At 64.7% G+C, this 12,587-nt stretch carries 10 protein-coding genes; 4 read left to right on the plus strand and 6 right to left on the minus strand.

The features are described 5' to 3' along the window. Positions 1-43: 43 nt before the first annotated feature. Positions 44-391 (minus strand): hypothetical protein, encoded by a 348-nt coding sequence (locus H7R73_RS10750; RefSeq protein ID WP_158657326.1) that lies wholly within the window; start codon positions 389-391, stop codon positions 44-46. On the opposite strand from H7R73_RS10750, the gene H7R73_RS10755 reads away from it, so the two are divergent. Together H7R73_RS10755 and H7R73_RS10760 are read left to right on the plus strand one after the other, a co-directional pair. Beyond that, positions 377-2,521 (plus strand): TonB-dependent siderophore receptor, encoded by a 2,145-nt coding sequence (locus H7R73_RS10755; protein WP_103260257.1) that lies wholly within the window; start codon positions 377-379, stop codon positions 2,519-2,521. The two genes, H7R73_RS10750 and H7R73_RS10755, sit on opposite strands and share 15 nt — an antisense overlap. Before the next feature lie 38 nt (positions 2,522-2,559). After that, positions 2,560-3,372 carry a siderophore ferric iron reductase gene (locus H7R73_RS10760; protein WP_182951707.1) on the plus strand — a complete coding sequence of 271 codons (813 nt, stop codon included), beginning with the start codon at positions 2,560-2,562 and terminating at the stop codon, positions 3,370-3,372. A 73-nt stretch (positions 3,373-3,445) separates the two neighbouring features. Here the strand turns inward: H7R73_RS10760 and H7R73_RS10765 are convergent, their stop codons facing one another. After that, complete coding sequence (locus H7R73_RS10765; RefSeq protein ID WP_103260255.1) at positions 3,446-4,381, minus strand: LysR substrate-binding domain-containing protein; 936 nt, start codon at positions 4,379-4,381, stop codon at positions 3,446-3,448. A 161-nt stretch (positions 4,382-4,542) separates the two neighbouring features. Between H7R73_RS10765 and metE the strand changes: the two genes are divergently transcribed. Beyond that, positions 4,543-6,807, plus strand: coding sequence for a 5-methyltetrahydropteroyltriglutamate--homocysteine S-methyltransferase (metE, locus tag H7R73_RS10770; protein ID WP_182951708.1), 2,265 nt, complete (start codon positions 4,543-4,545; stop codon positions 6,805-6,807). A gap of 94 nt (positions 6,808-6,901) precedes the next feature. On the opposite strand, the gene H7R73_RS10775 is transcribed toward metE, so the two are convergent. Further along, positions 6,902-8,014 carry a glycosyltransferase family 9 protein gene (locus H7R73_RS10775; protein WP_103260253.1) on the minus strand — a complete coding sequence of 371 codons (1,113 nt, stop codon included), beginning with the start codon at positions 8,012-8,014 and terminating at the stop codon, positions 6,902-6,904. A 177-nt stretch (positions 8,015-8,191) separates the two neighbouring features. Here H7R73_RS10775 and H7R73_RS10780 point away from each other — a divergent pair, with 177 nt between their 5' ends. Then, positions 8,192-9,316 (plus strand): HPP family protein, encoded by a 1,125-nt coding sequence (locus H7R73_RS10780; RefSeq protein ID WP_103260252.1) that lies wholly within the window; start codon positions 8,192-8,194, stop codon positions 9,314-9,316. Positions 9,317-9,393: 77 nt separating this feature from the next. Here the strand turns inward: H7R73_RS10780 and H7R73_RS10785 are convergent, their stop codons facing one another. From H7R73_RS10785 to H7R73_RS10795, 3 genes are all read right to left on the minus strand, one after another. Continuing rightward, positions 9,394-10,647: a D-amino acid dehydrogenase gene (locus tag H7R73_RS10785; RefSeq protein ID WP_182951709.1), complete on the minus strand. Its 1,254-nt coding sequence runs from the start codon at positions 10,645-10,647 to the stop codon at positions 9,394-9,396. 153 nt (positions 10,648-10,800) lie between these two features. Further along, positions 10,801-12,321: a cryptochrome/photolyase family protein gene (locus tag H7R73_RS10790; RefSeq protein WP_103260251.1), complete on the minus strand. Its 1,521-nt coding sequence runs from the start codon at positions 12,319-12,321 to the stop codon at positions 10,801-10,803. Beyond that, complete coding sequence (locus tag H7R73_RS10795) at positions 12,321-12,461, minus strand: DUF2256 domain-containing protein (RefSeq protein WP_103260250.1); 141 nt, start codon at positions 12,459-12,461, stop codon at positions 12,321-12,323. Before H7R73_RS10795 ends, H7R73_RS10790 begins: the two co-directional genes overlap by 1 nt. Between the last annotated feature and the right edge of the window lie 126 nt (positions 12,462-12,587).

Genomic DNA, 12,587 nt, shown 5'->3' on the forward strand with positions numbered 1-12,587 from the left:
TGGGCATGCTATCGCCTCCTTTATCAATAGCGATTGACCAGGATCAACAAGGGGAGGGAGAACGCGACCATACTTGTCTGATGAGTGTGAATATGGGGGTTAAAATGCCGCCATGTTCTGAATATGTGATGGTTACTCGCCGGTTGACGATGCAAGTGAAGGCGGTGACCTTCATCAGGCGGCCATGATGAGCCCTCCCTGAGAGCTTCGACGGCGTTGCCATGTTGCCTCCGATAGGAGATGGCGTGCCTGCCACCCTCGCTTTTCCCGCTTCCCCGCCAACATGCCCCAAATTGTTAATATCGGGGCAAAATAGAACAATAAAATGCAAATGATATTTGTTACTATTCACATGCAGTAAGTAATCGAGGATCAGATGCAGCTTGTTCACCCCCCTTTGACCCTGGTCGCCGTGACCATCTCCACCCTGCTTGCAGGCTCTGTACAGGCCGCCGTGTCCGACAGCCAGGATACGGCCACCGCCGACGAGACCCTGACCGTGCTCGGCCAGACCTATCGCAACACCGCGACCAAGACCCGGCTCGACCCCATCGAGACGCCCCAGGCCATCTCGGTGGTGGATGGGGAGACCCTGTCGCTGCGCGGTGTCAGCTCGGTGAGCGAGGCGCTGCGCTACGTGCCCGGCGTCAACACCGAGCTGCGGGGCGGGGCGGTCAACCGGCTGGATCTGTTCAACATCCGTGGCTTTGACAACTACCAGAACTTCTATGACGGCCTGCTGCTCCAGTACAACGACTGGAACCTGCAACCCCAGATAGATCCGGTGGCCATCGAGCAGCTGGAGGTGTTCAAGGGGCCGACATCGGTGCTCTATGGCAGCATGCCCCCTGGCGGCATGGTCAACCTCATCGCCAAGCGCCCCCAGCGGGAGAGCAAGCACAACGTGAGCGTGGCGACCGGCACGGGCACCCTCAAGGAGATGACCCTCGACAGCACCGGTGCCATCAACGAGCAGCTTGCCTATCGGCTGGTGGGACTGGCCCGGGAGAAGGATGGCCAGGCGGTGACCTCGAAGGAGGAGCGCTACGTCTTTGCGCCGTCCCTGGACTGGCAGCTCGGCGAGCGCACCCTGCTGAACCTCAACCTTTACTACCAGAAGGATCCCGAGGCCGGCATCTACACCACTGTGCCCGCCAGCGGCTCGGCCAAGTCCAACCCCCTGGGGCAGCTTGGCAGCGACACCTTCCTTGGTGACGAGAACTGGAACGAGTACAACCGGGATGTGACCCTGCTGGGCTACAAGCTGAGCCACGACTTCAACGAGCGCTGGCAGGTGCTGCAAAATGCCCGCTACATGGATGCGTCCGCCTATCAGCGCAACACCTACAACGCGGCCCTGGCGGCGGACAACCGCACCCTGGCCCGCAACGCCTATCTCACCGATGAAGAGTCCCGGGGCGTTGTCATCGACAACCAGCTGGCGGGCAAGGTGCAGACGGGCTCTGCCCAGCACAACCTGCTGCTCGGGGTCGATTACCAGTACCTGGATGCCCATATCCTCTACCGGGATACCCTCGACTACTCGGCGCCCAGCATCGACATTTTCAACCCGAACCATAGCCAGATAGTCCCAGAGGCACTCACTTTCAACTACCAGGATAAAAAGGTGATCCGTCAGTCCCAGACCGGCGTCTATCTGCAGGATCAGGTGCGCCTCGATCGGCTGGTGGCCATCGGCGGCGCCCGCTACGACCGCTACCGGATGGACACCGACAGCCGGACCCTCTATCAGGGGGCGGACAGCCAGTCCCTGGCCCACATCGATCAGGACAACCTCTCCTTCCGTGTCGGCGCCCTTTATGAGCTGGATGGCGGCTTCTCCCCCTATGCGAGCTATGCCGAGAGTTTCGAGCCGGTGCCGGGGGCGGACAAGCAGGGTCAGGCGTTCAAACCGGCGACCGGTCATCAGTGGGAAGGGGGCGTCAAGTTCCTCTCCGACGACATGAGCAAGACGGCGACCCTGTCGGCGTTCCACATCACCAAGAAGAATGCCCTGGTGACGGACCCGGACAATGTCTACGGGCCCAAGCTGCAGACCGGGGAGACGGTCTCCAGGGGCATCGAGCTTGAGGGGAGAGCCGATCTCACCAGCCAGCTGGATCTGGCCCTCAACTACACCCTGATGGACATGGAGATCACGCGCGATACCACCACGTTGCAGGGCAAGACGCCGGTCTGGGTCCCCAGACAGATGGCGTCGCTGTGGAGCAACTACTACCCCGGCGGCAACCTCGAGGGGATGCGAGTGGGCGCCGGCCTGCGCTACGTGGGGGAGGCCGAGATGGATGCCGCCAATACCGACAAGGTACCGGACTACCTCCTGATGGACATGTCCGCCTCCTACGATCTCGCCGCCCTCAGCGCAAGCCTGAAGGGGGTGGGGGTATCGCTTGGCGCCAGCAACCTGTTCAACAAGACCTACTACTCCTGCTACGACCAGAACAACTGCTGGTTCGGGGCCGAACGAAGCGTGGAGGCGCGACTCAAATACGCATTCTGACCTTGCGCCCCGGCACGCGCCCGGGGCCCTTTCAACGAATGGGCGAGGAGAGGGCGCGCGGTGTGCCGCGCGGCCTTGGCCGGGAGAAAGCGGACGCGGAACGCGCCCTCGTCTCGGATCACCAGGCCCTGTTCGCGGCGGCGGCCAGCCTGATCCCGTCCCTCAAGGGGAACCTGGTGGCGGTCGGTGACGTGCGCCCGCCACTGACGGATGCCGCCGGAGCGACGTCGGCCGAGGTGGCCGCAGCCCTCCATGCGCACTGGCAGCAGGCACACTCGGAGGCGGGGCCCGCCTACTGGCTCACCCGCAGCTGGGGCATGCTCTGCTGGCAATCCATCTATCTCGCCATGGTGGCCGTCTATCGCCATCAGGCCGTGCCTGCCCTCGACAGGCTGGGACAGGGGCATGAGGCCGGCGTGGTGTCGGGCTTTACCCTGCCGGCCGAGCCCATGATCAGAGGGGAGGCCGGCGTGTTGATCAAGACGGCCGGGGAGCGACTCCAGGCGCACTGGCAGGGGCTGTTCACCCTCCTTGGGACGGCGCAGCGGCTGCGCCCCGGTTTCGTGCGCCCGCTCCTGGCGGACGATCTGCTGGCGGCCTTGGTGCGGGTACCCGATTTCTTCGGGGAAGTGAGTCGGGAGGAGGTGAGGGCCCATGCCCCCCTCTGGCTTGAATCCTGTGGCCTGCCGTCGGCACATCTGACGGGCTGGCGCGAGGCGGGGCTGCCCCGGGACGAGGCCTTCCCGGGCTATGTGCGTCAGCGCTGCTGCCTGCACTACAAGCGCCGGGATGGGGAACTGTGTGGCAACTGCCCGCGAAGGCTGGGTGAGGCGAGGGGTGACGAGTGCTGATACCCGACTCTTCGTCTGCGCGGGCAACCCGTGATGAAAGCCGCCTGATCCTGGCGGCTTTTTTGTGTCCGGCTTACTGGGCCGCCATCCGGGTGCGGATGCGCTCGAACAGGCTCTGCAGGCAGGCCTGATCTTTGTCGGCGGCGCGCACGGCGCCATACATGTGGCGGCGAATGCCCTCCCCGAGAGGGCGCGCCTCAAGCAGGCCCTGGCGCACGAACTCCTCGCTGGCCCAGCGGGGCAGGGCGGCGAGCCCGAGCCCGGCGGCGGCCATCTGCAGCATGACAGAGGTGTTGTCCACCGGTTTGCAGCGGGCGGGCTCCACCCCGGCCGGTTGCAGGAAACGGCTGAACACGTCCATGCGCGCCCGCTCCACCGGATAGACCAGCAGCACCTCCGGCCGCAGATCGTCCGGTGCGATGCGCCGCTGCTGGCAGAGGGGGTGATCCGGCGCCATCACCAGGGTGAGATCGAAGGCGAACAGCGGCTCGAAGTGAAGATCCCCGCGGGCCTGCACATCCGAGGTGAGCAGCAGATCGAGCTGGCCGCCAAGCAGGGCACTGATGGCATCGAAACCCGGCACCGACTCCACCTCCAGATCCACGCCGGGCCACTGGCGGCGAAAGTCCGGCAACAGCGGCAGCAGCCACTGGATGCAGCTGTGGCAATCGAGGGCCAGATGCAGCCTGCCCGCCTCGCCGCTGTGCAGGGCGAACAGCTGGCGCTCGGTCTGGGCCAGGGCGGGCAGCACCTGACGGGCCAGGGCCAGCAGATGCTGGCCTGCCGCCGTCAGCACCAGAGGGCGGCTTTTTCGAAGAAACAGCTCCAGATTGAGGCGGGTCTCCAGCTCCTTGAGCTGGTGGGAGAGGGCGGACTGGGTGAGGTTGAGGGTGAGTGCGGCCCCGGCCAGGGACCCTTGCTCGGCCAGGGCGCTGATGGTCTTCAGGTGTTTGAGATCGATGCCCAGATTGCTGCTCTGAGGGGGGCTGGATGGGGTGGGCGCGACCATGGCACTGCTCCTTTGTGCGTCAGTTGAGAAATTCTTGAGAGCCAGTTGAAGAGGATTCAATAGCCAAGGTCACCTTATCTTGTCATTTTGGATGTGTAAACATCTGGATGGCCAAACAATCCAGATCCTCATCAGATAAACGAGCATAAGGAATGGAACCTATGACCTGCGCACACACCCTGGGCTTTCCCCGTATCGGCGCCAAGCGCGAACTAAAATTTGCCCTCGAATCCTACTGGCGTGGCGAAACCACCCAGGCCGAGCTGGTCGCCGTGGGCAAGAGCCTGCGTGAGCGCCACTGGCAGGCCCAGCGTACCGCCGGGGTCAACCTGCTGCCGGTGGGGGATTTTGCCTGGTACGATCAGGTGCTGGGTACCAGCCTGCTGGTGGACGCCGTGCCTGCCCGTCACCGCCACGGCGACACCGACCTCGACACCCTGTTCCGGGTGGCCCGTGGCCGTGCGCCGACCGGCCCGGCGGCGGCCGCTGCCGAGATGACCAAGTGGTTCAACACCAACTACCACTACCTGGTGCCGGAATTTTACCGTGACCAGCGCTTCAAGCTGGGCTGGAGCCAGCTCTTTGACGAGGTGGAAGAGGCGAAGGCCCTTGGGCTGCCGGTCAAGGCGGTGTTGCTGGGCCCCGTCTCCTACCTGTGGCTTGGCAAGGAGAAAGAGAGCGGCTTCTCCCGTCTCGAATTGCTGGATCGCCTGCTGATCGTCTACCAGGAGATCCTGGCCAAACTGGCGGCCCAGGGGGTGGAGTGGGTGCAAATCGACGAGCCGGCCCTGGCGCTGGACCTGCCGGACGAGTGGCGCCTGGCCTACCTCAAGGCATATGAGCGCCTGAGCGGCCCCTGCAAGCTGCTGCTCACCACCTACTTCGGGTCCGTGGCCCATCAGCGGGACATCATCACCAGTCTGAAGGTGGACGGCCTGCACCTGGATCTGGTGGCTGCCCCCGAGCAGCTGGAGACCCTGGTCCCGCACCTGCCGGCCCAGTGGGTACTCTCGGCGGGTGTCATCAACGGCCGCAACGTCTGGCGTGCCAACCTGGCCAAGCTGGCGCCGACCCTCAAGGCCTTGAAAGAAAAGCTTGGCGAGCGCCTCTGGGTGGCCTCCTCCTGTTCCTTGCTGCACAGCCCGGTAGATTTGACCCTGGAGCACGAGCTGGATCCCCAGACCCGCAGCTGGTTCGCCTTCGCCCTGCAAAAGTGCTATGAGCTGGGGCTGCTGTCCGACTACCTGGACGGTGGCGCCTTGGACAAAATCGAGGCTTACAGCCAGCCCATCGTGGATCGGGAGTCCGACAGCCGGGTTCACAAGAAAGCGGTGCAGTCACGACTCGCCAGCCTGACCAACAGTGACTTCGATCGCCAGAGCGCCTACCCGGTGCGTGCCGACGCGCAGCGCTCGGATCTGAAGCTGCCGCTCCTGCCCACCACCACCATCGGCTCCTTCCCGCAGACCTCTGAAATCCGGGTGCTGCGTCAGGATTGGCGTGCCGGGCGCATCGATGACCAGGCCTACGAGGCGGGCATCCAGGCCCAGATCAAGGACGCCATCGAGCGCCAGGAGGCCATCGGGCTCGACGTGCTGGTGCACGGTGAAGCGGAGCGCAACGACATGGTGGAGTATTTCGGGGAGCTGCTGGACGGCTTTGCCATCACCCGCTTTGGCTGGGTACAGAGCTATGGCTCCCGCTGCGTGAAGCCGCCGGTGATCACCCGTGACATCGACCGCCCCACCCCCATGACCCTTGAGTGGACGAAGTTTGCCCAGAGCCTGACCGACAAGCCGGTGAAGGGCATGCTGACCGGCCCCGTGACCATTCTCTGCTGGTCCTTCCCGCGGGAAGACGTGAGCCGCGAGCAGTCCGCCCTGCAGATTGGCCTGGCCATTCGCGACGAGGTGGCTGACTTGGAAGCCGCTGGCATCAAGATCATCCAGATCGACGAGCCGGCGATCCGCGAAGGGCTGCCCCTGCGCAAGCAGGATCACCAGGCCTATCTCGACTGGGCGGTGCGCGCCTTCCGCCTGAGCGCAAGCCCGGTGGTGGACAGCACCCAGATCCACACCCACATGTGTTACAGCGACTTCAACCTCATCATCGAGGCGGTGGCGGCGCTGGACGCGGATGTGATCACCATCGAGACGAGCCGCAGCCAGATGCAGTTGCTCGAAGCGTTCGAGCGCTTCAACTACCCCAACGAGATCGGCCCGGGCGTCTACGACATCCACTCGCCGAACGTACCGAGCCAGGGCTGGATTGAAGACCTCATCCGCAAGGCCGCGCAACAAATCCCGGCAGACCGGCTCTGGGTGAACCCGGACTGCGGCCTCAAGACCCGCGGCTGGGAAGAGACCACCGCAGCCCTGAAGGTGATGGTCGATGCGACCCGGGTGCTGCGCGCCGAGCTGGCCTGAGGGCTTCCATTCACCCGGACGAGTGCCCGGTGAGTGTCACCAAGACGAGAGAGGGAAGGCGACAGCCTTCCCTCTTTTTTTGCATGGCCGCTCCCTAGAGGGGGATCAGGGCGGGCCGGGGGGCGGGTAGGTAGCGGGTGGGGGAAACCGACATCGTCACCGGGTGAGGGGCGCTTGCGAGCGCCTCGGTTAGCCACTGTTGGTCGAGGGGGATGGCATTGCGATCCTCGATCACCAGATTGAGGTGCTGGGCGCCCAGGCACCCGTAGCGGGCGGGGTCGGTCTGGGTAAAGAGGCCAAGACAGGGCACACCGCTGGCGGCAGCCAGGTGCAGGGGACCGGTGTCGGCGCTGACGAAGAGGGAGAGGCCGCCCGTGAAGCGGGCCAGCTCCCCCATGTTGCCAAGGGAAACGTGCACGTCCCCGAGCAGGTGCTCGGGGGCGGCGGGATCCGCGAGCTGGACCAGCAGGGCATCCGGGCTGTGACGGCGCAGATCCCCAAGCAACCGTTGCCACTGGGGCAGGGAGAGCCCCTTGCCCTTGCGGGCGCCGGTGAAAAAGCCGATCAGAGGACGGCCAGGATGGGCTCGTCGCAGCGCACTCAAGGCCGGGCTTGGCCCCTGCAACAGGCTGCCAAGGGGAATGGGTTCGGCCGGATTGCCCGGTATGCCGAGCAGTTGCAGGGGCTGGTGGGCGTAGTGGCACTCACTGTCCGGAGCCTGCGGACGCGGGAAGATGAGATCCCCGTGGCCATCGTCGAAGCCGCATTTCTCACGGGCCTGTACCCAGGCGGCGATGAAGTGATCCGTACTGGAGGCGAAGGGGACGTAGACCCTGTCGTAGTGCTGGCGGCGCAGACGCGAGAGTGCCGAGAGGGCGCCCGGCAGGTGTCTGCCCTGCAACCGGATCTGATGAATGTGCCGCAGGGGCAGATCGGCCAGGAAGGGGAGCAGGGTGGCGGGGCTGCACACCAGCTCCAGCTCGGCGTGGGGATGGGCGCGATGAAGCTGGTGCAGGAAGGGCAGCAGGAAGAGGTTGTTGCCGATGCGGCTGGTGCTGCGAATGACCAGGATCCGGCGGGGTGCCTGCGAAGAGGGCGGCAATGCGCTGCGACTGGCAAGCCAGCCGAGCAGGGTTCGCTCCAGTCCCGCCGTCCAGACCCGGCGTTGGCCGTCGAAGCGGCGCAGGGCATCGTTGAGGTGAGTCATACCGTTGGGCTCCAGTGTTGGGATGGCGTAGAGGGTGCCAGCGGACTCTTAAGACAATGTTAAGAAGGGAAAACGCGTGCGGATGATGGCCATGGCGGAGCGGGGTGCTGGTGCGGGACGGGGGAAAGTGGCTAGAATTGCGCATTTGAAATAAATGTTATCGTCCGCGGGAGCACCATGCAGTTCAGGGATTTTTTGCCGGTATCGACCAATACCAGCGTCAAAGAGAGTTGTTACGGCGCCCTTGGCGCCCTCATCGGCTTGCTCGGCACCGCCTTGCTGTGCCGCTGGGGGCTGGGGCTCGAGGTGCACTGGCTCATCGCCCCCATGGGGGCCTCCGCCGTGCTGCTGTTTGCCGCCCCGGCCAGCCCCCTGGCCCAGCCCTGGTCCATCCTTGTGGGCAACGGGGTGTCGGCCCTGATGGGGGTATTGAGTGCGAGCCTGGTGCCGGACATGGCTATCGCTTCGGCCCTGGCGGTGATGCTGGCCATCGCCGCCATGTTCCTCACCCGCAGCCTGCACCCGCCCGGCGGCGCCGTGGCCCTGACCGCCGTCATCGGCGGCGAGGGGATCCGGGCGCTCGGGGTCGGCTACGTGCTGCTGCCGGTGCTGCTCAACTCCCTGTTGCTGCTGAGTCTGGGCTTGCTCTACAACCGCGCCCTGGGGCGTCGTTATCCCCATGGCGGCAAGGCGGCGCCCAATCGCCACCAGACGGCGGATCCCCAGCCGAGTGCCCGACTCGCCACCCAGGACATCGACTTTGCCCTGCAAAAACACGGGGAGCTGCTGGACATCAGCCGCCAGGATTTGCAGGAGCTGCTGCAGGAGGCCCAGCTTCATGCCCTGCGGGGGCGAGTGGGGACGGTGCGTTGCCAGGATGTGATGTCGCGGGATCTCGTCGTGACGACGCCACAGGCGCTCGCCATGGAAGCGTGGCATCTGCTCTCCCACCACCAGATCAAGGCGCTGCCGGTGGTGGATGAGGGGGAGAGGCTGGTCGGCATCATCACCCTGCACGACCTGATGATCGACCGGACGGGTCACCAGCCGAGGGCGAAGGAGGCCCTTGAACAGCAGCAGGTCGCGGATCTGATGACCCGGGAGGTGCAGACGGCGCGGCGCTACCAGCCTCTCTATGATCTGGTGGAGGCCTTCTCCGACGGGGGGCTGCACCACATGCCGGTGGTGGAGGGGGAGCAGCTGGTGGGCATCATCACTCAGTCCGACATGGTGGCGGCGCTCTTCACGTTGGCCCTGAAACCCGGACTGACGAGCGAGGAGGCGACCCCGGTGTCGTCATAGCCAGGGGGGCAAGAAAAAAGAGGGCGTGCCAGGCACGCCCTCTTTTTTCGCAGACTTGCACAGACGGTGGCCAATGCTTAGCCGTAGCGGGCCAGGGTGAGCCCCTCGTCGCTGATATCCGGGGTATTGCCCGAGATGAGATCGCTGAGCAACTGGCCCGATCCTGCCGCCATGGTCCAGCCCAGGGTACCGTGGCCGGTATTGAGCCAGAGCCCGGGGATGGGGCTTGGGCCCACCAGGGGCGTGCCGTCCGGCGTCATGGGGCGCAGCCCGGTCCAGAAGGTGGCCTGCTCCAGATTTCCCCCCTGGGGGAAGAGATCCCTCACCACCATGGCCAGGGTATCGTGGCGTCTGGGGTTGAGCGCCAGGTTGAAGCCCGAGAGTTCGGCCATGCCGCCCACCCGGATCCGTTCGTCGAAGCGGGTGATGGCGACCTTGTAGGTCTCGTCCAGCACTGTGCTGCGCGGGGCGCCCTCGGCATCCGTCATCGGCAGGGTGAGGGAGTACCCCTTGACCGGGTAGACGGGGAGCTCAATTCCGAGGGGGCGCAGGAAGCCGGTGCCATAACTGCCGAGGGCACAGACGATGGCGTCGGCCTGGAAGCGCTGCTCGCCGGCACGGACCGCTACGGCGCGTCCCTTCGCGATCTCGACCTCGTCGATGGCGCAGTTGAAGACGAAGCTCACCCCGAGCTTGCGGGCCTCGTCAGCCAGGGCTTGGGTGAAGCGGAAGCAATCCCCCGTCTCGTCCCCCGGCAGGCGCAGGCCCCCCACCACCTTGCCACGCACCCTTGCCAGGGCGGGCTCGACCTCCTCGCAGCCGTCGGCATTCAGAGACTGATAGGGGACGCCGTACTCCTCGAGCACGGAGATGTCGCGCTGGCTGGCATCGAGCTGCGCCTGACTGCGAAACAGTTGCAGGGTGCCGAGCTGGCGCCCTTCGTAGTCGAGCGCCAGCTCGCCCCGCAACTGCTTCATGCAGTCGCGGCTGTACTCGGCCAGCCGCACCATGCGCCCCTTGTTGACTGCATAGGCTGCCGGCGTGCAGTTGGCGAACATCTTCAGCATCCAGCGCAGCTGGAAGGGGTCCGAGGTGGGTCGCACCGTGAAGGGGGCGTGCTTTTGCAGCAGCCATTTGGCGGCCTTGAGGGGAATGCCGGGGGCAGCCCAGGGGGAAGCATAACCCGGGGAGATCTGACCCGCGTTGGCATGGCTGGTTTCAAGGGCCACCCCGTCACGCCGCTCCAGCAGGGTCACTTTGTGACCGGCCTTGGCCAGATACCAGGCGCTGGTCACACCGACCACGCCACCACCGAGTACCACTATGTCCATCTTGTCTCTCCTTGACTGGGGCCTCCACCTTAATCAGCCGCCACAGGATATTCAACTGGTGTCGATGTCATTGGTGGTTATCGCTATTCACATTTTGTTAACTGGCTCTCAATGTTGTCATTTGCTCACTTTCTGGCATGAAATCCGGTCGATTCAGAGCCGTTCCAGGTGGAGCAGATGATGCTCTGCCGTCGTCAGGATGGCTTGCTGCTGTTCTGTGGTTTGGCCATTCCAGTTGGCATAGGGCAGGGCGAGGCGAGGGTTGTTGCCAAGTTTGTCCCGGTTGCGCCAAAGAAAGTGCCAATAGAGGCTGTTGAAGGGGCAGCTGTCCGGCCCGCTGCGGGCCTTCACCTGATAGTGACACCCCTTGCAGTAGTGGCCCATCCGCTCGAGATAGGCGCCGCTGCTGGCGTAGGGCTTGCTGCCCATCAGGCCGCCATCGGCAAACTGGCTCATGCCGCGGGTGTTGGGCAGCTCCACCCACTCGATGGCGTCCACATAGATGCCCAGATACCAGGTATCCACCTCGTCAGGGTGGATCCCCGCCAGCAGGGCGAAGTTGCCGGTCACCATCAGCCGCTGGATATGGTGGGCATAGGCGTGCTCCAGAGACTGTCGAATGGCGTGACGCACGCAGGCCATGCTGGTTTCTCCATTCCAGAAAAAACCGGGCAGGGGTCGCTCGGCCCCGAGAAAGTTGGTGCGCCGATACTCGGGCATCTTTTCCCAGTAGAGGGCGCGGACAAACTCGCGCCAGCCGAGGATCTGGCGGATGAACCCCTCCACCTGCGCCAGGGAAATGGTGGCCTGATTGGCCTGCCAGTGAGCTTGCGCAGCGCGGATCACCTCTAGGGGATGGAGCATCTTGCTGTTCATGGAAAACGACAGGCGGCTGTGGAACAGGCTCCAGCCCCGCTCGCTCAGGGCGTCCTGATAGCGGCCGAAGTGGGGCAGGCAGTGTGCAAGGAAGTGTTCAAGCAGTGCGCGGCTCTGGCGCCGGGTGACGGGCCAGGGCAGGGCGTCGGCATCGGCACTGCCAATGGTGGCGACGCCGTGGCGGGTCAGCATGGCATCGATGTCGCTCACCTCGTTGGCAAAGGTGAGGGGCGCCGGGATGGGTTGGCTCGCCGGCAATTTGGCGCGATTCTCGGTATCGAAGTTCCAGCGCCCCCCAAGGGGTTGGCCGCGCTCATCGAGCAACACCCGGTACTGCTTTCGCAGGGCGCGGTAGAAGAACTCCATCCGGCTGTGGGGGTAGCGTCGCCAGCCATCGCGGGGGGTGAGAAAATGTTCGCTGTCCACCTCAGCGGTCGGGATGGCAAGGCCTGAGGCCCACTGGGTCAGCTGGCTTGCAAGGCGCCACTCGTCCGGGCTCTGCCAGGCAAAGCTCTGGGCCTGATGCGCTTCGAGCTGGGCCGCCAGCAAGCTCGGCAAATCGGGCCAGGTGGCGCTCTCATCGAGAGTCAGGTAGCAGACCCGGTGGCCCGCCTTGGTGAGGGCGGCGGCGAAGGCGCGCATGGCGGCAAAGAAGGCGAGCACCTTCTGGCGATGGTGGCGGCAGTAGTCCGTCTCCTGGCGCAGCTCCGCCATCAGGTAGCAAACAGCGGCATCCGGCGTGCGAAACCAGCTGTGACCTGCGTTCAGTTGATCCCCGAGAATGAGGCGCAGCTCCATCAGGGGTGCTCCTTCCGACGACGGCAGCGTTCGCTGCAATAACGCACTTCCTGCCAGCAGCGGGCCCACTTGCGCCGCCAGGCAAAAGGACGTTGGCAGGCGGGACAGATCTTCTCGGGAAGATGGGGTTTGAGGTGCATGTGGCGGCCCTGTTGATGCCCTTGGTTTCTCTCTGCCTCCTTAACGAAGCACCATACGGTCGGGATCACTGGGAGAGCAGAAAGAGGCAATAGGGGGGATTGCCACTCATGAAAAAGGCCCCCGCA

Source organism: Aeromonas sp. WP2-W18-CRE-05 (assembly GCF_014168615.1).
Classification (GTDB): Bacteria; Pseudomonadota; Gammaproteobacteria; order Enterobacterales; family Aeromonadaceae; genus Aeromonas; species Aeromonas caviae.

Bases quoted from the DNA above. Each gene is read 5' to 3' on its own strand.
- H7R73_RS10755 (WP_103260257.1), top strand. From the start codon at position 377: ATGCAGCTTGTTCACCCCCCTTTGACCCTGGTCGCCGTGACCATCTCC.
- H7R73_RS10760 (WP_182951707.1), top strand. From the start codon at position 2,560: ATGGGCGAGGAGAGGGCGCGCGGTGTGCCGCGCGGCCTTGGCCGGGAG.
- H7R73_RS10765 (WP_103260255.1), bottom strand. From the start codon at position 4,381: ATGGTCGCGCCCACCCCATCCAGCCCCCCTCAGAGCAGCAATCTGGGC.
- metE (WP_182951708.1), top strand. From the start codon at position 4,543: ATGACCTGCGCACACACCCTGGGCTTTCCCCGTATCGGCGCCAAGCGC.
- H7R73_RS10775 (WP_103260253.1), bottom strand. From the start codon at position 8,014: ATGACTCACCTCAACGATGCCCTGCGCCGCTTCGACGGCCAACGCCGG.
- H7R73_RS10780 (WP_103260252.1), top strand. From the start codon at position 8,192: ATGCAGTTCAGGGATTTTTTGCCGGTATCGACCAATACCAGCGTCAAA.
- H7R73_RS10785 (WP_182951709.1), bottom strand. From the start codon at position 10,647: ATGGACATAGTGGTACTCGGTGGTGGCGTGGTCGGTGTGACCAGCGCC.
- H7R73_RS10790 (WP_103260251.1), bottom strand. From the start codon at position 12,321: ATGGAGCTGCGCCTCATTCTCGGGGATCAACTGAACGCAGGTCACAGC.
- H7R73_RS10795 (WP_103260250.1), bottom strand. From the start codon at position 12,461: ATGCACCTCAAACCCCATCTTCCCGAGAAGATCTGTCCCGCCTGCCAA.